The 17,151-nt window shown below is 61.6% G+C and carries 18 protein-coding genes; 5 read left to right on the top strand and 13 right to left on the bottom strand.

Features of this window, described 5'->3' with window-relative positions; all coding sequences use genetic code 11:
• Nucleotides 1–83: 83 nt before the first annotated feature.
• Complete coding sequence (gene ccoN / locus K3819_RS13945; protein WP_221399586.1) at nucleotides 84–1,511, top strand: cytochrome-c oxidase, cbb3-type subunit I; 1,428 nt, start codon at nucleotides 84–86, stop codon at nucleotides 1,509–1,511.
• A gap of 15 nt (nucleotides 1,512–1,526) precedes the next feature.
• Complete coding sequence (locus K3819_RS13940) at nucleotides 1,527–1,748, top strand: CcoQ/FixQ family Cbb3-type cytochrome c oxidase assembly chaperone (protein ID WP_085611740.1); 222 nt, start codon at nucleotides 1,527–1,529, stop codon at nucleotides 1,746–1,748.
• Nucleotides 1,749–1,887: 139 nt separating this feature from the next.
• On the opposite strand, the gene K3819_RS13935 is transcribed toward K3819_RS13940, so the two are convergent.
• Entirely contained in the window at nucleotides 1,888–2,379 is a 492-nt protein-coding gene (locus K3819_RS13935; protein WP_085611741.1) for a hypothetical protein, read from the bottom strand.
• Between the two features lie 116 nt (nucleotides 2,380–2,495).
• Nucleotides 2,496–3,005, bottom strand: a complete 510-nt coding sequence (locus tag K3819_RS13930; protein ID WP_085611742.1) for a GNAT family N-acetyltransferase — start codon at nucleotides 3,003–3,005, stop codon at nucleotides 2,496–2,498.
• 410 nt (nucleotides 3,006–3,415) lie between these two features.
• Here K3819_RS13930 and K3819_RS13925 point away from each other — a divergent pair, with 410 nt between their 5' ends.
• Nucleotides 3,416–3,787 carry a DUF6124 family protein gene (locus K3819_RS13925; protein WP_085646442.1) on the top strand — a complete coding sequence of 124 codons (372 nt, stop codon included), beginning with the start codon at nucleotides 3,416–3,418 and terminating at the stop codon, nucleotides 3,785–3,787.
• A 75-nt stretch (nucleotides 3,788–3,862) separates the two neighbouring features.
• On the opposite strand, the gene K3819_RS13920 is transcribed toward K3819_RS13925, so the two are convergent.
• The 10 genes from K3819_RS13920 to K3819_RS13875 form a co-directional block, all read right to left on the bottom strand.
• Nucleotides 3,863–4,840: a LysR family transcriptional regulator gene (locus K3819_RS13920; protein WP_221399585.1), complete on the bottom strand. Its 978-nt coding sequence runs from the start codon at nucleotides 4,838–4,840 to the stop codon at nucleotides 3,863–3,865.
• Nucleotides 4,841–5,001: 161 nt separating this feature from the next.
• On the bottom strand, nucleotides 5,002–5,934 hold the full coding sequence (locus tag K3819_RS13915) for a peptidylprolyl isomerase (protein ID WP_409348352.1): 933 nt from the start codon (nucleotides 5,932–5,934) through the stop codon (nucleotides 5,002–5,004).
• Between the two features lie 11 nt (nucleotides 5,935–5,945).
• Nucleotides 5,946–6,413, bottom strand: coding sequence for a YbjN domain-containing protein (locus K3819_RS13910; protein ID WP_221399583.1), 468 nt, complete (start codon nucleotides 6,411–6,413; stop codon nucleotides 5,946–5,948).
• A gap of 29 nt (nucleotides 6,414–6,442) precedes the next feature.
• Entirely contained in the window at nucleotides 6,443–7,072 is a 630-nt protein-coding gene (locus K3819_RS13905) for a DNA repair protein (protein WP_221399582.1), read from the bottom strand.
• A gap of 16 nt (nucleotides 7,073–7,088) precedes the next feature.
• Nucleotides 7,089–8,786 carry a putative porin gene (locus K3819_RS13900; protein WP_221399581.1) on the bottom strand — a complete coding sequence of 566 codons (1,698 nt, stop codon included), beginning with the start codon at nucleotides 8,784–8,786 and terminating at the stop codon, nucleotides 7,089–7,091.
• Between the two features lie 39 nt (nucleotides 8,787–8,825).
• A complete protein-coding gene (locus tag K3819_RS13895) occupies nucleotides 8,826–9,530 on the bottom strand; it encodes an energy transducer TonB (protein WP_221399580.1) in 705 nt (234 codons plus the stop codon).
• 3 nt (nucleotides 9,531–9,533) lie between these two features.
• Nucleotides 9,534–9,959: a biopolymer transporter ExbD gene (locus K3819_RS13890; protein WP_007955109.1), complete on the bottom strand. Its 426-nt coding sequence runs from the start codon at nucleotides 9,957–9,959 to the stop codon at nucleotides 9,534–9,536.
• 11 nt (nucleotides 9,960–9,970) lie between these two features.
• Nucleotides 9,971–11,770 (bottom strand): DUF2341 domain-containing protein, encoded by a 1,800-nt coding sequence (locus K3819_RS13885; RefSeq protein ID WP_221399579.1) that lies wholly within the window; start codon nucleotides 11,768–11,770, stop codon nucleotides 9,971–9,973.
• 14 nt (nucleotides 11,771–11,784) lie between these two features.
• Nucleotides 11,785–13,380, bottom strand: a complete 1,596-nt coding sequence (locus K3819_RS13880; RefSeq protein ID WP_221399578.1) for a ShlB/FhaC/HecB family hemolysin secretion/activation protein — start codon at nucleotides 13,378–13,380, stop codon at nucleotides 11,785–11,787.
• Between the two features lie 71 nt (nucleotides 13,381–13,451).
• Nucleotides 13,452–14,063 carry a transposase gene (locus tag K3819_RS13875; protein WP_080511013.1) on the bottom strand — a complete coding sequence of 204 codons (612 nt, stop codon included), beginning with the start codon at nucleotides 14,061–14,063 and terminating at the stop codon, nucleotides 13,452–13,454.
• 269 nt (nucleotides 14,064–14,332) lie between these two features.
• Here K3819_RS13875 and K3819_RS13870 point away from each other — a divergent pair, with 269 nt between their 5' ends.
• Nucleotides 14,333–15,646, top strand: coding sequence for an S-type pyocin domain-containing protein (locus K3819_RS13870; protein WP_221399577.1), 1,314 nt, complete (start codon nucleotides 14,333–14,335; stop codon nucleotides 15,644–15,646).
• A 9-nt stretch (nucleotides 15,647–15,655) separates the two neighbouring features.
• The gene (locus tag K3819_RS13865; protein WP_221399576.1) at nucleotides 15,656–15,928 is read left to right on the top strand and encodes a bacteriocin immunity protein; all 273 of its coding nucleotides are present in this window, start codon (nucleotides 15,656–15,658) and stop codon (nucleotides 15,926–15,928) included.
• A 3-nt stretch (nucleotides 15,929–15,931) separates the two neighbouring features.
• Here the strand turns inward: K3819_RS13865 and K3819_RS13860 are convergent, their stop codons facing one another.
• Nucleotides 15,932–17,140, bottom strand: a complete 1,209-nt coding sequence (locus tag K3819_RS13860) for a DSD1 family PLP-dependent enzyme (RefSeq protein ID WP_221399698.1) — start codon at nucleotides 17,138–17,140, stop codon at nucleotides 15,932–15,934.
• Nucleotides 17,141–17,151: the final 11 nt, after the last annotated feature.

The following is a 17,151-nucleotide window of genomic DNA, read 5'->3' as shown; positions in this document are numbered from 1 at the left end:
TTGTTTCCGGTGGGGTTTCTACAGTGCAGTTCGTGCCAGACCGGGTGGCCTGGCAAGACTTTGCAACCGTGGATGAACTGACCATGAGCACAGCAACAATCGGACAGGCTTATAACTACAAGGTCGTCCGCCAATTCGTCATCGCGACTGTTTTCTGGGGTGTCGTGGGCATGGCGATGGGGGTATGGATCGCCTCGCAACTGGTATGGCCGGACATGAATCTGGACTTGCCGTGGACCACCTTCGGCCGCTTGCGACCGTTGCACACCAGCCTGGTGATTTTCGGTTTCGCCGGCAGCGCGCAATTCGCCGCAAGCTACTACGCGGTGCAGCGTACCTGCCAGGTGCGGCTGTACTCGGACAAACTCGCAGCCTTCACCTTTTGGGGCTGGCAATCGGTGATCGTGATCATGCTGGTCACCCTGCCGCTGGGCTACACCACCACCAAGGAATACGCCGAGATCGAATTCTCCGGCGCGGTGTGGATGGCGGTGGTCTGGGTCGCGTACGCCGTGGTGTTTTTCACCACCGTGGTGCAGCGCAAGACCAAGCACATCTATGTCGGCAACTGGTTCTTCGGCGCGTTCATCCTGGTGATCGCCATGTTGCACGTGGTCAATCACCTGTCGATTCCGGTGGACTGGTTCAAGTCCTATCCGGTGTACTCCGGCGCCACCGACGCCATGGTGCAGTGGTGGTACGGCCACAACGCGGTGGGCTTCTTTTTGACCACCGGCTTCCTCGGGATGATGTATTACTTTGTGCCCAAGCAAGTGAATCGGCCGGTGTATTCGTACCGGTTGTCGATCGTGCACTTCTGGGCGCTGATCACCCTGTACATCTGGGCCGGCCCGCACCATTTGCATTACACCGCGCTGCCGGACTGGGCGCAGTCGCTGGGCATGGCGATGTCGCTGATCCTGTTGGCGCCGAGCTGGGGCGGGATGATCAACGGGATGATGACCCTCTCCGGCGCGTGGCATAAATTGCGCACCGACCCGATCCTGCGCTTCCTGGTTTTGTCGCTGGCGTTCTACGGCATGTCGACCTTCGAAGGCCCGATGATGGCGATCAAGACCGTCAATGCCCTCTCCCACTACACCGACTGGACCATCGGCCACGTCCACGCCGGGGCGCTGGGCTGGGTGGCGATGATCACCTTCGGCGCAACCTATCACATGGTGCCCAAGGTGTTTGGCCGCGAGCGCATGCACAGTACGCCGCTGATCAACCTGCACTTCTGGCTGGCGACCATTGGCACGGTGTTGTACATCGCGTCGATGTGGGTCAACGGCATTACTCAGGGCCTGATGTGGCGGGCGATCAACGAGGACGGCACGCTGACCTATTCGTTCGTCGAAGCGCTGCAGGCCAGTCATCCGGGGTTCATCGTGCGCTTTGCCGGCGGGGTGTTCTTCCTCAGCGGCATGTTGCTGATGGCCTATAACGTGTGGCGCACGGTGCGGATTGCCGACGTTGCACTCGCCCATCGTGAAGCGCAGATCGCCTGATCAAGGGAGCTGGTCATGTTCGATGTTTTATTGAATGTGTTGGGCGTGGTGTTTCTGTGGCTGGCGGTTGAGTACTGCCTGCGGCACGAGACGGCCGAAAGTCTGGATGAGGCGAGTCTGACGCCGTTTGCGGATGATCCGGAGGTGGCTCGGCGGGTTGAGTTGGCTACCGGTAAAACCGTGAAAGCGGTGGCGCCGGAGATAGCCAAACCGGGCTGGATCAACCTCGAAATGTGAGCCCCCCCTAGCTGATCGTTCCCACGTCGAACCGTCTGCGTGGGAATGCCTCAAGGGACGCTCCGCGTTCCAGCTCTGGAAGGGACGCGGAGCGTCCCGGGCTGCATTCCCACGCAGAGCGTGGGAACGATCAAGTGTGTCAACCTCGATCGCGAGGGATGAGGCTCTGCAATTGCTGCGCGAGGAAATTCGCGTCGAAGGCAAAGGTATCCGGATCCTTCAACCCATTGGTCTTGCGCCACTGCCACTCCCCGCCCGGCAGTCCCACCAACGAAACACTCCCATACCGCGCCGCCGTCAGCCCCATCACCGCCAGCGAAATCTGCCCGCCACTGCCCATCACATCCGGCACGAACTCCACCGGTTTGCCGGCAATCACGATGCTCAGTTTTTCAGTCTTGAAGGTTGAGGTCTCAACCGGAGTGCTCGGCCCAAACGCCACATAAGCCTCCCGACTCACCTCCAGCAACCCCGGTGCCTGCACCGGTTCCAGCCATTGCTGAATCTGCCCGAACAACTCGGTAATCCGTGTGGCCCAGGCCGCCGATTGCGTCTCGAACAGTTGCTTCTTGTGCGCTTCGCTGTCGGCATAGTGGCGAAGCATTTCGCCCAGTTGCTGTACGTCGTCCATTGCGGTGTTCCTTTGAGGAAGCAGTGCTGCGGACTCCGAGCATGGCAGATGCCGATGACGGCCGTGCAAGTCATTTGCCTGCACGGTCGCCTCGTCGGCCATTGACGGACAGAAGGTCAGCGTTTGCGCAGACGCGCCATGCTCAGGGTGTCGACCCATTGCCCGTCACGCACGGCGTAATCGCGGAACAGGCCCTCATTTTCGAAGCCGAACTTGCGGTAGAGGCCGATGGCTGCCTCGTTGTCGGCGTACACCGAAAGCTCGACCCGGTGCAGGTTCATCCAGTTGTCGGCGATGTCCAGCGCTGCCGACAACAGCTTCGAGCCCACACCCTTGCCCTGCCACGCCACCGCGACGCTCATGCCGAGACTGCCGGCGTGGCTGCGGCGAATTCGCGAAAAAGCCTCCAGCCCGAGATGCCCGATCACCGCACCTTGATGCAGCGCCACCAGTTTCACCATCCGTTCGTTTTCCGGCATCAGCCGCTGGCGCCAGATTTCGGCAGACTGAAACGGCATCTGCAGCACCTGCCGGGTCACGGCAGGGTCGTTGTAAAGCGCGGTGACGCCTTCGACGTGGGACTCGCTGAAGCGTTCGAGGTGAATGGCGGGGTTGTGCTCAGGCATGAAAGATCCCTCCTGGATCAGTGCGTGGCCGGTCACTGTAAACCGCTTCTTCACGGATTCGCCACGACTGTTTAAAGCCGTTGACCGAAACGTCCAGAAAGCCACAACGCCTTGCGCCATTGCCTACGCATCCGCCAGAATCCGCCGGCTTGTGCGCCTTGAGGGCCAGCTCTATCGTTTCCGGGTCGCTGACGAATCAGCGATCGGGTTTCGCAGCCCGGATCAATCAAGGCGCCCAGAGCGTCGTTTCCGTTCAGCATTCTTTGCTGGTCGCGTAATGGCGGTTGTGCGCGGGATACCTTCGGGTATGCCGGGTTCCTTGATTCCCGGTCTGCGAACCCGCGTACAGCTGCCACCTCCATTCGTTTCGCAGCGAACCGTGGCAGCTCCATCAATCAGGGAGTACTACCATGATCAAACCAACGCCAAATCCACCCGAAACCGATACTACCTCGCCCTACGAATCCCTCGATTCCAAGACATTCCACGAAGCCGCCGAACGCGCCCTCGACCACTACTTCAATCCCCTGCTCCCCAGAAAACCGCTGCTCAAACCCAACACCCGCTACCTCATCGCCCCCGGCATCGACAGCGAAGAACTGCTGGCCGACGCTTGCGAAACCCTGACCTCGGCCAAAACCATGGCCACCGATTTCGCCGGGCTGGTGGACGGCTCGCATCGGCATGTGCTGTTGGGGATTGCGCAGCTGATCATGCTTGGGGAACTGGCGGTGAATCGTGCGCTGGATAATCTGGAGTTGGCGGCTGAGCCGCGGCCCTGAGTGCTGAAACCAAAAACGGCCCTGCATGGGCCGTTTTTTGAGTCTGTTTAAAAAACCAGAACAAAATTTATGCAGCTATTCAAACCACTCCTGTCGCTCATTGAACGTCCGCCGTATCAACTCCACTAGTACCTGCACCTCTTCAACCTCCTGCGATTCACTGTTCACCGCCAACCAAGCCTGCAACCGCATCGCCTCCTCAAACAACCCCGGCAACGCCACCAACCCACGATCAAACCGGCTCATGTACATCGGCAGCAAACCAATACACGCGCTGCAACGAATCATCTCCAGCATCAGCTCGTAAGACTGCATCTGCACCACGCCCGCCAGACGCTGTTCAACCAGTTCATTCCACGGCCGAAAGCTGTCGATCTGCCGATCGTGCTGCCATTGCACCAGCATGAAATCGGCGAGGTCGTCCGGGCTTTCCGGGCGCGCGGTCACGCGGGAGTAGCGTTTGGCGATGTGCGGCTGATATTCCAGTTGCGCGAGGCGTTGCGGTTCGCTGGTGGCGAAGGTCGGGCCGGGGTGCGGGGTTTCGCCGTGGGCGAGCCACAGCACGATGTCGGCGCTGACCGCACGCAGGGCCAGTTCGCTGTCGAGGGCGATGATCTCGAGGCGCACGCTGGCGTTGCGGCGCAGCAGTGCGATGAGGTCGCGGCCGAGGATGTCATGCAGGATCGATTCGGCGACGGCCAGCCTGATCAAGGGCTGCTCAATCACCGGCAGCTTGCGTTCGTGGGCCAAAGCGATCAGTTGCGCCTGCAATTGCTGGCCTTCGCGGGTCAGGCTGAGGGCGCTGCCCTGAAAGCTGAACAGCGCGCATTGCAGTTGCTGTTCGAGCTGCGCCAGTTGCTTGCGGAGCAGGGTCGAGCGCACGTTGAGGCTGCGGGCGGCCTGCATGAAGCAGCCGCAACGGGCACTGACCAGAAAGTACTGCGCGACGTCGCCGTCGAGGGTCGCCGCTTGCGCCAGCCAGGGTTCGTCCTTGTCCCGGGGCCAGCGGAAATCGGCGCTGCTCTGTCGTGCTGCGGGTTCGGTGAATGACATCGATGACTCCCTGTCGATCTTTGTATTTTTGGAAAGCGTCACGGCTCTAATGTGGGAGCGGGCTTGCCCGCGAAAGCGGTGTGTCATCCAACGAATAAGTTGTCTGGCATGGCCCCTTCGCGAGCAAGCCCGCTCCCACAAGGTTCAGTGGTGAGTCTGAATTACAGTTTTTCCTCCAGCACCTTGTTGAGCTCGGCCCCGTCGATGCTCAGCGTTGCGGTGTTGAGCATGCCGTCCAGATAGGCCTGGGCGATCTGTTCCTGACGCTGTGCCCGCAAGGCCTGGGTCAGTTGATCGCGCAGCTCGTCGAGGGTTGCGGTGCGGGCCGGTTGTTGTTCGGTGAGTTTGATCACGTGAAACCCGGCGCTGCTTTGAACGGGATCTGAAACCGCGCCAACCTTGAGTCGCGCCACCGCACCGCGCACTTCCGGCACCAGTTGCTGCAAGGGTTGCAGGCCGGTATCTCCACCACGTTCAGCGGTGAGGCGATCCTGAGAAAACTCCTTCGCCAGTGCTGCAAAGTCCGCCGAAGTTGCCTGGGCTTTCTTGCTCAACTCCGTCGCCTGCTTGCGCACCGCCTCAAGATTCTGCGGCTCATTCACCCCGAGGAAAATCTGGCTGACCCGATACAGCGCCGGCGTCTGCCAGTTGGCCTTGCCCGCGTCATACGCCTGCTGCAACTCTGCAGCGCTCGGATAATCGGCCGGCACTTGGCTCACCGACTGCAAATAGTCGCGGAACACGATCTGTTCGGTGGCGGCGCGGGTTTGCCGAACCACGTCCGGACGCTGCGCCCAACCCTGGGCGTCGGCCTGCTCCAACACGGCTTTTTCAGCCAGGCGTGAACGAATCCAGCGCTCCAGCGCCTCGCGATTGCCACGCAGTTGCTCGCGGGTCTGTGGCGGTACGGCGGCCAGCAGCGCCTGCAATTCCTCCGGCGACACCTGCTGATTGCCCAACCGCGCCACCGCAGGCCCGCTGTTGGCCGCAATGACCGGCGCCGGTTGCTGGGCGGCGACCGGGTCATTGCCCGGCCGCACCACCAGCGCCACGGCGACCACCAACAGCGCCACCGCAGCGGCGCTGATTACCATGGCAGGTTTTGTCACAGCGCGACTTCCTCTTGCTCAACCTTTGGAGCCTGGGTGGCAGCAGCGTTCTGGGTGAAATCACGCAGATACACGATGAACTCCTGCAACAGGCGATCCCACAGTTCCAGGTTGCCGCGCAGGTAATCGCCGCTGACGCCAGCGGCCACCACCACGTCCATTTCCATCACCAGAAACTCGCCCTGCAACGACAACCGGGCAAACCGGCGCGTCGCGTTCCACTGCTCGGCCACACCCGCCGGCAATTCACCCTGTACCCGCAGCGCACAGCTGAAGGTGAAGTCGACGTAGCTGCCCAGCTCCGCCACCGCCGGGTTGCCGAAACGCACGGCATAACCGATGCCCTGGCTGGCGCTGAGCAACTGAACGATGCCGTTCTGTTCGGTCTGGTTGACGCGGTAACCGGCGGCTTGCAGCACGTCGGTCAGGGATTGCGGGGATACGTGGGAGATCAATTGAGTCATTACTTCTTCCTTGTCCATGAGTCTTTTAATCAGTGCGCGATCGCGGCTTGCGGCGCATCGAATTGAGTCTTGTACAGTTCATCGCCAAAGCCCTGAGCCAGTTCATCGAACTTGACCCGGGCGCTGCCGGCGAAGGGCTGGCGGATCTTCATCACCTCGGCCACATCGATGTTTTCGTAGGCGGTGAGAATCTGCTTGGCCACGCCATACATCTGCTGATTCTTGACCGAACATTGCTGCACTTGTGTGTCACGTTCAGTCAATTGCGCTTGAAGCTTAGACCGTTCTGCCTCTTTGGCACGGGCCATGACCAACAACTCGTCATAGGCTTTCTTGAACTTGCCGGTCTGTTCGTTGCTGGCCGCGACCTGCGCCTGGGCCTGGCTGTGCAAGGCTTGCTGCTGCCCGGCCAGTTGCTCGGCGAGGCCTTTGGCCTTGGCCAGTTCGGCGGTCAATTGCTTGATTTGCGCCTGCGCAGCCTTGGCTTCGTTCTGCGCCGCCAGTTGCGCGGCGCTGGCCTGGGCCTGCTGGCTTTGCAGGGTTTGCAGCTGCTGGGTGGTGCTGCGCAACTGGGTGCGCAGGCGTTCCTCCATGCCTTCGGCGCTCGCCCCGGTGGCGATCAACATGCCGAGCCCAAGCCATAAACAGCGGTTTTTCATAACCCTCTCCCCGCGCTTAGAAGCGCGTGTTGATCTCAAGCTGCATGACGTCGATGTCGAACGGCGCGCCATACACCGCCTCCGAACTCAGCCAGCGGCCGGTGGCGTAGACGTTCTTCGCCAGACCGTAATTGCCGCCCAGGAAGTAGCCCTTGGCGTTGGTGCCGCCGAGGTGGAACGACGAATCGTTGAAGCCGTCCGGCAAGGCATCCGGCTGGATGTACTTGTAGCCGGCGAACAGGTTCCAGTCGCCCTGCTTCTTCAGCTCCAGCGCGTTGCCGAGGGTGAACTGGACCATCCACGCATTGGCGCCGCTTTCGATGTTGCCGTTGCTGTCGAGGTTGTTGACCAGTTGCCCGGCCGAACGCTTGCGCATGTCGCCTTCGTCGTAACCAAGGTTGTGGATGTAGTTGCCCTGGCTGCGCAGTTTGAAGTCTTCCGGCAGGTCGGCGTCCCACACCACGTTGAGGTCCAGCAGGTTGAACTCGGAAGCGAGACCAACGAACTGCGGTTGCGGCGTGGTGGTCGGGTTGAGCGGGTTCGGCGTGATGTCACGCAGCAGGAACACGCTGTTGCCCTTCTGCATGAATGCTGCGCGGGTGCCGTCGCTGTCGCAGCCCGGTGCGCCGGCCCAGGGTTCGCAAGGACTGGAGCGCTGGCCTTCGATGTCGTCGAAGCGGTAGTAGGCCAGCGCGCCTTTCAAGCGGTTGTTGCTGTTGATCGCCCATTTGGCGCCGATCTGCGCGCCGTACAGCCATTTGTTGTCGCTTTCTTCCTTGTCGAAGCCGTTGCTGGTGGTGGTGTCGTTGGTGTAGTCCACCGGGAACGCGCCGACGGTGCCGAACACGCCCCAGTCGCGGCTCAGCTTGTGGTCGAAAATCGCCGCCACACCGTCGAAGTTCAGGTCGTTGGAATACAGCATGTCGGTGGACATGAACGGGTTGGCGAAACGGCCACCGGTCAGGGTCAGTTCATCCGACGGCTTCCAGGTCAGGTAACCCTGATCGAGCCAGATGTCCTTTTTCGAGAAGCCGCCGCCGAGGTTCTGGGTGGTCGACACCGGGTTGTTGTCCGAGCCGGTGCCGATGCGGATGCCGGCGGTCCATTGCGGCGAAATCTCCGCTTTCATGCCCAGCCGGGCGCGCAGGCGGAACAGGTTTTCGCGGTCTTCGCGGGTGTTGAGCAACGGCGGCAACGCGGTGCTGCTGTTGGGGTTCACGTCGTACGGGCCGTTGTTGTTGAGCTTGGCGAAGTCGACGATTTCGTTGCTGTTGCTGCCCGAGTAATAGCGCGATTCGTCACGCAGGCGAATGTCGCCATCGAAGCTGATGCGCGACGCCCAGTCCGGGAACGTGTTGGGCGCGGCCCAGTTTTCCTGTTTGGCGGTGGCCATGACTTCGGCCTTGACCTGATCACGGATCTGGTCGCGCACCGCCGCCGGTACGTATTGCACCCGCACATCGCCAGGCGCTGCGACCGGCCCGGCTGCCACGGCGGTGGACGCCGCAGCCTGTTTGGCCTGGGCCGCCTCGTTCTGGGCCTGGGCGATCAGCGCGTCGGCCTTGTCCTGTTTCAGAATGCCCTGCTCGACCAGCAAGCGGATCAGATTGATCGTGGCGTTCTCCGAGGGCGCAGGCGCTGCCACGGCCTGACCGACCAGGGTCGCGATGACCATGCCGACCGCCAGGGACAATCGATTCACGTTGGAAATCATCTGCACACAACTCCTTTTCATACAGCTTTATGAATTCGGTTAACCCGGACGCCGTCCTTGCAGGGACATGCGCACAGGCAAGGTGATGGAGGCCGGTGGCCGTTCGCTCAGGTGGGGCGCGTTACGCAAGGCGGCCAGCACCTGACTGTCGATCTCGGGGTTGCCGCTGGACTTGATCAGCTCGACCCGGGTGATCTCGCCGACGCTGCTCAGCCACACATCGGCCTGCAGCGAAAACGCGAGGTTGCGCAGGTCGGGGTTCTCGCGCAGCAGCTTCTGGAAAGTGAACGCGAGGAACTGGCTGTAGGTGCCGTTGCCCAGTCGCCCACTACCGGAACCCGCCATGCCGCCGCCCTTGCCCGCGCCGATGTTGAAGGCGTCGCTGCCGCTCTGGGCGTCGCCGTCGATCTGCATCGGATTGGCCAGGTCGTCCGCCGGCGATGGCGGCGCTTCTTCCTCGGGCTTGACCTCTTGCGGCTCGGGCGTTGGCTCGGGCTCGACGATTTTTTCCTCGACCGGGGTTTCCGGCTCTGGCGGTTTTTCCGGCGGCGGAGGTGGCGGTGGCGGCAACGGAATGATCGTCGGCACCTTCGGCGCTTCCCGGCGGATGCCGCTCATGTCGTTGGCCCACTGCCACAACAGGAACGCCGCGACAGCGCCCAGCAGCAGTCCGGCGCCCCACTTCACGTAACGCAGTGGCGACTTCTTCACCGGCAAAGGCTCGATTGGCAGTTGTGCAGTCATCACTCAGCCCTGCGTCGGTTTGCCGGTGACGAGACCGACCTGGGACAGTTCGAGCCGGCGCAGCAGATCCAGCACTTCGATGACCTTCTGGTACTGCACCGTGGCGTCGCCGCGCACGATCACCGGGAAGTCCGGGTTTTGCGCTTTCTCGATGCGCAGGCGTTCTTCCAGCTCCGGCAGAGTCACCGGGTAGGCGTCGAGGAACACCTGCCCGCCGTCGTTGACCGAAATCGCCTTGGTCTTGGCCTCGGACAGCGACACGGCGGCGCTGGCCTTGGGCAGGTTGATCTGGATCCCGGAGACCTGCGCGGTGGCGGTGAGGATGAACATCACCAGCACCACCATCAGCACATCCACCAGTGGCGTGATGTTGATGCTGTCCACTGCGGCATCTTCGTCATCGTCATGGGAGGCATTTACGGACGCCATGTCAGTGCTCCTCAGGCCGGTACGGAGTGGTTGGCGTGATGACCGCGCTGATGCGCCGCTTCACTGGACTGGCCTTCGCCGTGCATCTCCGCCAGACGGGTGATGAACTCGTCGACGAACACGCGCATGTCGGCGCTGACTTCCTTGTTGCGGGTAATCAGGCGGTTGTAGCCAAACAGCGCCGGGATCGCGACGAACAGGCCCATGGCCGTGGCCAGCAAAGCGGCGGCCATGCCTGGTGCGATGGCGTTGATGTTGACGTCGCCGGCCATGGCCGTGCCGAGGAACACCACCATGATCCCCAGCACCGTGCCGAGCAGGCCGATGTACGGGCCGCCGGCGATGGCGTTGGACAGGGTCGAGAGTTTCGAGCTCAGTTGCTGGTTTTCCCGGGTGCGCACGCCGTCCATCGAGCAGCGGATCGCTTCGATGGTCGCCGCCGAAACCGACGAGGTATCGGCGCCCTGCTCGCGGCGGGTGCGGATTTCTTTCACTGCCACCAGGTACAGGCGCCACAGCGGCGAGTGCTGCAGGCGCTGGGCGAGTTGAGTGTCGTCGGCGAACATTTCCAGGCGGGTGCCGACCTTGGCGAATTGCACGCGGAAGTCTTCGTTGGCAGCAGTGACGCGGCTCAGGGTGCGGTTCTTGCGCAGCATGATGATCCACGACTGGAACATCATCAGCACCAGCACCGCGATGATCACCCAGGCATCCACCGGCACCGCGTTGAGCAGGAAGCCGAGGCTGCCGAAACCGAAACCGGACTGTTCTTCATCGACGCCGTAAGCCACCAGTTTCGACTCGGCGCCCTGGGAAGTGGCGTCGGCCAGCAGCAACGGCGCCGGGCGGGCCACTTTCGACAGACGCAGTTCATCGATGGCGCCCACGAACGGCTGGAAAGGACCTTCGTGCAGGTCGGCACCGATGGCCATGACCGAGTTGAACGCCGGCATCGCCTGAGCCAGTGCCGCGCCTTCGCGACCGTTGATGTACAGCGTCACTTTCGCCCCTTCGGCGGTCAGCGCGACGTGCTGCCATTGGCCCGGATTCAGCGGTTGCGTGGCCACAGTGCGCTGGCCATCGATTTCCACGAACGGCACGCCCTGATTCACACCGACCAGCAGGCTGTTGGCGCCTTCGCGGCGGGCCAGGATCAGTTGCTCGCCATTGGCCTGATCCAGTCGCAGCCAGGCACTGAAGGTGAACGCGCTGCCAGCGTTGTGCTGCAACGACGGACTGGCCGGCAACAGCAACGGCTGGCCGCTGAACTGCAAGGCCCGCCCGACTACGCCGTCAATGCTTGCGCCGGTCGCACTTTGCGCGGTGTTGCCGTAGGCGGTGGTGTCTTTCGCCGGAGTGCCAGTGGCACCGTCGAAGTGATAGAGCGCGGTGTAATTCGGATCGAACGTCAGTTGGCCGTTGCCGGTCGCCGGGGCTTTCTGATTGCCGTAATACATCCAGATGTCCTGACGCTGACCGCCCTCGACATTCGGCACATCGACCCAGATCAGCGCCATGCCCATCAACGCGTCGAAGCTTTCGATCTGGTGGTTGAGCACGGTCTTGTCATCGGCGGCAACGAAGCGCAGGTCCGAGCCGTCCTCTTTCACGCCGTCGAAGGTGAAATTACCGGTGTGCAGGCGCACCAACAGCGCGGTGCGGCCCAGGGCCTGATTGATCGCGGCGCCTTGCGGCGTGGTGTCGACGGCGATCTGTTTGCGGTAATGCCAGTCGTCCTGCCACCAGGCCTGAGCCGTGGCCGGGAGCACGAAGCCCAGGCAGATCAACAACGAAAGGAAAAGGCGCTGCATGGAGGTGCTCCTTGTTAGAAAGTGGCCTGAAGGTTGAAGTGCAGGCGCGATTCCTGTTTCGAGGTGTTCGGCCCTTCGAGTAGCGGGTAGCCCCAGTCGAGGCTGCCGGACAGCCATTTGCTCAGGCTGGCACGGGTGCCGAGGCCGACGCTGGCCAGGGCGTAATTGGCGTCCTGATCCGGCAGTTCGTCGCGCAGGTAGAGTTGCGCGCCCTCGGCGAAGGCGTAAAAGCGCCAGTCCTGCATCCAGCCGCCGACGTACTTGGCCAGCGACGGCGTGCGCAGCTCTTCGCTGAGCAGGAAGCCGTCATCGGCGGTGCGTTCGGCGGCCAGATAACCGCGTACCGAAGTGGCGCCACCGGCGGAGAATTGTTCGTTGGAAACCAGCGGCCCCGACGCCAATTGGAACGCGGCTTTACTCGCGCTCTGCCAGTCGTTGTCGAAGGTCCAGGTAAAGTTGGTATCGCCCTTGAGCACGGCGAAACTCGGGTTGGCGCGGTAGCGTTTGTAGTCGAAGTCTTCGTCGGAGCTGCCGTAGCCGAAGAGGCTGCGAGTGGCGGCGACCAGGCTCAGACCCAGGCCGAGCTGGCTCTTTTCGCTGTAGCGATAGCCGTTGTAGGCGAAGGTGAATGGCGCGTATTTGAGCGGCACCTTGTCGCTCTCGCCGGACAGGGTCAGGCGTTCGTCGAAATCCTTGAAGTCGATGCCGGCCGACAGCGAGTTCGACCAGTTGCCGCTGGACGGGATCGTGTAGATCGCCGCTACGCCGTAGGAATGGCCCTTGCCGAGCACGTTGCTGCCGCCGATGGTGGCGACGTTGCTGTCGGACTGGTAACCGGAGAACTGCACGCTCCAGCGCTCGGTCAGCGGCGCGGTGTAGGAACCGGACCAGACCTTGGCGTTGTCAGTCTCCTGCGGCGCGGTGAAGAACGTCAGGTTGACGCTGTGCCCCAACTGCCAAAGGTTGTTGTAACCGAGACTGGTGACGGTGCGCAGTTTTTCGGTGTCGGCGCTGTAGTCGTTGTTCAGCCCCACGCTGGCGGTCCACGGGTTCTGGTCTTCGACCTGCAAGTCCACATCCATGGTGCCGGGGCGCTGGCCTTCACGCACCAGCGGCATCACCTGGCGGCCCGGAGTCTTGTTGAGTTGGGCCAGTTCGCCCTGAACCTTGGCGAAGTCCGGCACCTCGCCTTCCTTGAGCGCCGGGACATTGTCGCGAATATCCAGCGGCGAATAGTGTTTGGCGCCAACCACCCGCACCCGGCCGACCTTGGTTTCGCTGACTTGCAGGTAGACGATGCCGTCGGCCACCGCCTGCTCCGGCAGTTCGACGAACACCGATTGATAACCGCGCTCCTGATAGGCCTTTTGCAGGGCATCCCGCGCGCCTTCGATGTCGCTCAAGGCTTTTTGCGGGCCGAGGAACGGGTACACCGCTTCTTCGATCGCCCGTGCATCGAGCACGGTGTTGCCGCGCACGAAGTATTCGTTGACGTCCACCAGACGCTGCGCCGCTGCGTTCTCGGCCTCTTCGGCGAACGCCGGCTGCGCGCCGGCCGTCACCAGCAGCCAGCCCCACAGCGCCAGCCGTGACGTGAAAATCTGCTCCACACTACCCCCTGAAATTCGCGATGACCTGTTGGCGCTTTTGCGCCTTGCGTGTGCGTCAATGACTGGCATTGTTAATTGCTGACGTGCGAGGCCCCGGTGTGCTTGCCCAGCCATGTGTGCAGCAGCGCGAAGTTCAAGGAGAACTCAGGCATTTGCAGCAGCGCGCCGCAGAACACTTCACCGATGATTTTCTGGATGAGCTGCACCGCACGCGGCTCGTTGAGCAGCGTGGCGATGTCGCGACTGAGGACGTTGAAGCTCCAGACTTTCTGGTTCAGGCCCAGGCCGACGAACCAGCGGAACAGCAGGTTGTAATTGAGCTGTTCGTAGAGCTGCTGCTCGCTGGGCACCGAATACAGCAGTTGCAGGAGCAGGATGTGCATGACCGTCTGCGGGGCGATCAGCATGCCGGGCTGGGCATTGAGGTCGTGCAGGAGGTCGCGGTGAGCGTCGAGCAGGTCGTCGATCTGCGGGCGCAGCAGCACCAGCGAATGCCCCGGCGGAATGTAGCTGGAGACCTCTTTCAAGGCGCCCTGCCAGTCATCCTGCGACACGATCCAGACCCACGGCGCGCCGTAGCGATACACCGAAACCGGCTTCTTGCGCGCGGCCTCGACGATCTTCGACAAGCGTTGATCGAGTTCCTGCATGCCCACTTTCGAGTAGCGTTCCATAGTCCCCATTGCCTCACTCCCGGCGTCCCGCCTCGGCTTGTGAAAAGCGCCCCTCAGGGCCCCTCAAGCGCGTTACATAGGCATGACCGGACTGGCGATGTGCTACCGAACTTTTGTCATAAAAGCTTCATTACGAAAATCGAGTGGGTCTTCGGATCATGGCCGCAACACTCCGAAACAGGAAATTTCCGCGCATCTTTTAGGAAAGGTCCTAACGCCAGGTAGGGGGCGTCCCAGTTAGGTTGCGGGCTTCTTCCGTTACCTACAGATAAACAACCATGGCGCGGGACAAGGACATTCCCCAGGTCTGGGAATACCGGGGCGGCAATGGCGGCGCCGGACACGGCAGGCTTGTCCCACGGGACATGACATCGACCGAGTTCGCCGAATTCAAAGCCCGCGAAGCGACATACGAGGCAATCATCGCTCGCCAACAGGCACATGAAGAGCGGTACTTGCGCCAGATCGAGCAGCGTCAGCAAGCGCCCGGTCGGGGTTGTGTGTTCGCCAAAAGCTGCAACCTTTCGGACGGCGTGATCGATCACAATAATCCGGCCGGTTTCATCCCGACCGAACGGTTGGCCGAGTATGGTCAGTGGGCCGTCCTCGGCAGCCAAGTGCCAATCAGCGCTGAAGGCGTTCCGTTGAAGTGGATGGCGGGCTCCGGCACCGGTCGGGCGCTGGGGCAAAGGCTCGGTGGTTCGCTCGGGCTCAGCCTGCTGAGCGGCGCCAGTGCCGCCGGCACCCTGGCATTGTTGATCCCCAACACCGATATCTCGTCCGACAGCGCTTTCTACACCAACGAACAATACGCGCAGCTCACCAGCGGCCGTACCCGCGTGCGCTTCAATGCCAAGACACTGCCCGACGGCTCCATCAGTGCCTACGGCTTCTACACGGGTGGCAAGAAAGACTGGGAGTTCGTCCCGGTCATCAAAGCCCGGCAAGAAGGCGAACACTTCGTCGCCGACCTCGGCCACGGCATCGGCCTGACCTGGACACCCGCCGCCAACCCCGATGACGCCCCCTCCATCCCGGCCCTCGAAGGCGCCCCGCCGCTGCCGACGATCTGGGTGTATCCGCCGGGCGAGAAGACTGACCGCATCCTCGTCAATCCGCAGCATCCGCCGGATTATCACGACGCAATCGTCTGGTTTCCGGCGAATGCGGGGCTGGCACCGATTTATGTGGTGCTCAGCACGCGGTATGAGCCGGGGATTGTGACGGGGGTGGGTGAGGATGTGGAGGGACGATGGCTCGACACTGCCCGTTCCGGACTCGGAGCGCCAATTCCAACCAATATGGCCAGTCAATTAAGAGGACGTCGTTTCTCCAGCTTCGATACATTCCGACGAGCGTTCTGGACCGCCGTATCGAAAAGGCCGGAATTGAGTTCCCAGTTTTCGCGCAGGGATCTGGATCGTATGCGAGCAGGAAAAGCCCCGCGTGTCGATATTTCGGATGTGGCAGGCTCAAGGATCACGCATGAGATACATCACGTGGAGCTGATTTCAGAGGGTGGTCCGGTTTACGACGTCGATAACATGCGAGTTAACACACCTCGAAACCACATTGACGTACATCAGAATTAAGGAAAGAAAATGAAGGATCCCTTTATCAAAAACAACATTTCTGAATACACGGAGCGCGAGTTCGTTAGTTTTCTGGAAGAAATATTCAAAGAGGACCAGGCGCCTTCTGATACCCGCGCCGACTTGCTGGTTCGCCACTTCAACAAGATCGTCGGGCATCCGGAGAAGATGAACCTGATCTATCGTCCGCTGCCCGAGGCCGATGACTCAGCGGAAGGAATAACCCGAACCATTAAAGAATGGCGCATATCCCAAGGCCTGCCGGGGTTCAAACCCGAATAACCTTCAGGTATACACAGGCCAGGTATCGACAATCTTGCCGCCGCGTACCGCCAGTAAATCACCAAACTGCAGCAACACCGCCTCGGTCTGAGTCGGCCTTAGAAAAACCTGATCCTCCACCGTCAGCCCCACGGCATTCGAACCATTGACCATCTCCTGATTCGAACTGCGCCCGTAAACGCCATTGCTCTGCAATCCGGGCGGCGATTCGAATTCGGCCATCCAGTTGCCGCCGTAGATAAAGAAAGTCTGCCGCTGGTTGGTGTCCCACCACGAAAACAGCCTCGACTTGTCATCCAGCGCCGGAATGTTCACGGCCCCTGTGCTTTTCAACACTGGTGTGGCGATGTACGCAGCAGGTTCATGTTCGACCAGCGACGGCAGATCGTAATGCGTCGGCTTGAGCATCGCTGTCCCCACCGACACTTCACTGCTCAGGTGTTCGTTTTCATGCATGCGATAACTCGGGCTGCCGGCGGTGTTCAGGCACAAGCCGTCATGCCACAGCGCCGGATATTGCTGCCGGGTGAAGTCGACGCAGCGCTGATAAATCACCATCACCTTGGCGAACAGTTCCTCGGGCGAACCGAGAATCCCCGGCACGCCCATGCCCACGAACGGGTCGTAGCCCATGAACCCGGCGAACTCCAGGTGCTGCGGGTTGGCGGCGATCAGCGTGAGCATCTGCCCGAGCACGTTCACGTCACTGACGCCGCCCCGGTGCAGGCCGACGTCCAGCTCGATGTTGATCCGCATCCGCGTGCCCACCCCCTGGGCCAGTGCGAGGTATTGCTGCAAGCGTTCGGGGCCGTCGATCAGCCATTGCAGTTGCTTCGTCGGGTCGAACGGGCCTTTGTGGGTCTGATAGAAGATCTCGGCGGAACGCACCGGCAGCGGCTTCCCCAGCAGGATGTCGGATTGCGGAAACGTCACCGCATCGTGATTGAGAAACGGCTGATGAAACGACATCAGCCGCTGCGTCCCCGCCCGTTGGCCGATGTAGCTGAGCAACCCCGGTGACGGCAGGGATTTCTCCACCAGCCGCAACTGCTTGCCCGTGCGTTTGACCGAGCGCATCACCACGTCGATGTTGTGATCGAGGCGATCCAGATCGATCAGCAACACCGGGCGCATCGGGCCGTTGGCCTTGAGTTCGTTGTTCAGCGCTCGGAAATAGTCGCTGTAAGGCCCGCCGCGATCTCCCGGACGCAGCCATGCGCCAA

The sequence above is a fragment of the Pseudomonas sp. 3-2 genome (assembly GCF_019710535.1).
Taxonomy (GTDB): domain Bacteria; phylum Pseudomonadota; class Gammaproteobacteria; order Pseudomonadales; family Pseudomonadaceae; genus Aquipseudomonas; species Aquipseudomonas pharyngis.
Note: the sequence above shows the minus strand (reverse complement) of the source record. Positions and strands in the feature narration are given on the sequence as shown.

What these genes read in the sequence shown, in the direction of transcription:
- ccoN (WP_221399586.1), top strand. Translation starts at nt 84, where the DNA reads ATGAGCACAGCAACAATCGGACAGGCTTATAACTACAAGGTCGTCCGC.
- K3819_RS13940 (WP_085611740.1), top strand. Translation starts at nt 1,527, where the DNA reads ATGTTCGATGTTTTATTGAATGTGTTGGGCGTGGTGTTTCTGTGGCTG.
- K3819_RS13935 (WP_085611741.1), bottom strand. Translation starts at nt 2,379, where the DNA reads ATGGACGACGTACAGCAACTGGGCGAAATGCTTCGCCACTATGCCGAC.
- K3819_RS13930 (WP_085611742.1), bottom strand. Translation starts at nt 3,005, where the DNA reads ATGCCTGAGCACAACCCCGCCATTCACCTCGAACGCTTCAGCGAGTCC.
- K3819_RS13925 (WP_085646442.1), top strand. Translation starts at nt 3,416, where the DNA reads ATGATCAAACCAACGCCAAATCCACCCGAAACCGATACTACCTCGCCC.
- K3819_RS13920 (WP_221399585.1), bottom strand. Translation starts at nt 4,840, where the DNA reads ATGTCATTCACCGAACCCGCAGCACGACAGAGCAGCGCCGATTTCCGC.
- K3819_RS13915 (WP_409348352.1), bottom strand. Translation starts at nt 5,934, where the DNA reads ATGGTAATCAGCGCCGCTGCGGTGGCGCTGTTGGTGGTCGCCGTGGCG.
- K3819_RS13910 (WP_221399583.1), bottom strand. Translation starts at nt 6,413, where the DNA reads ATGACTCAATTGATCTCCCACGTATCCCCGCAATCCCTGACCGACGTG.
- K3819_RS13905 (WP_221399582.1), bottom strand. Translation starts at nt 7,072, where the DNA reads ATGAAAAACCGCTGTTTATGGCTTGGGCTCGGCATGTTGATCGCCACC.
- K3819_RS13900 (WP_221399581.1), bottom strand. Translation starts at nt 8,786, where the DNA reads ATGATTTCCAACGTGAATCGATTGTCCCTGGCGGTCGGCATGGTCATC.
- K3819_RS13895 (WP_221399580.1), bottom strand. Translation starts at nt 9,530, where the DNA reads ATGACTGCACAACTGCCAATCGAGCCTTTGCCGGTGAAGAAGTCGCCA.
- K3819_RS13890 (WP_007955109.1), bottom strand. Translation starts at nt 9,959, where the DNA reads ATGGCGTCCGTAAATGCCTCCCATGACGATGACGAAGATGCCGCAGTG.
- K3819_RS13885 (WP_221399579.1), bottom strand. Translation starts at nt 11,770, where the DNA reads ATGCAGCGCCTTTTCCTTTCGTTGTTGATCTGCCTGGGCTTCGTGCTC.
- K3819_RS13875 (WP_080511013.1), bottom strand. Translation starts at nt 14,063, where the DNA reads ATGGGGACTATGGAACGCTACTCGAAAGTGGGCATGCAGGAACTCGAT.
- K3819_RS13870 (WP_221399577.1), top strand. Translation starts at nt 14,333, where the DNA reads ATGGCGCGGGACAAGGACATTCCCCAGGTCTGGGAATACCGGGGCGGC.
- K3819_RS13865 (WP_221399576.1), top strand. Translation starts at nt 15,656, where the DNA reads ATGAAGGATCCCTTTATCAAAAACAACATTTCTGAATACACGGAGCGC.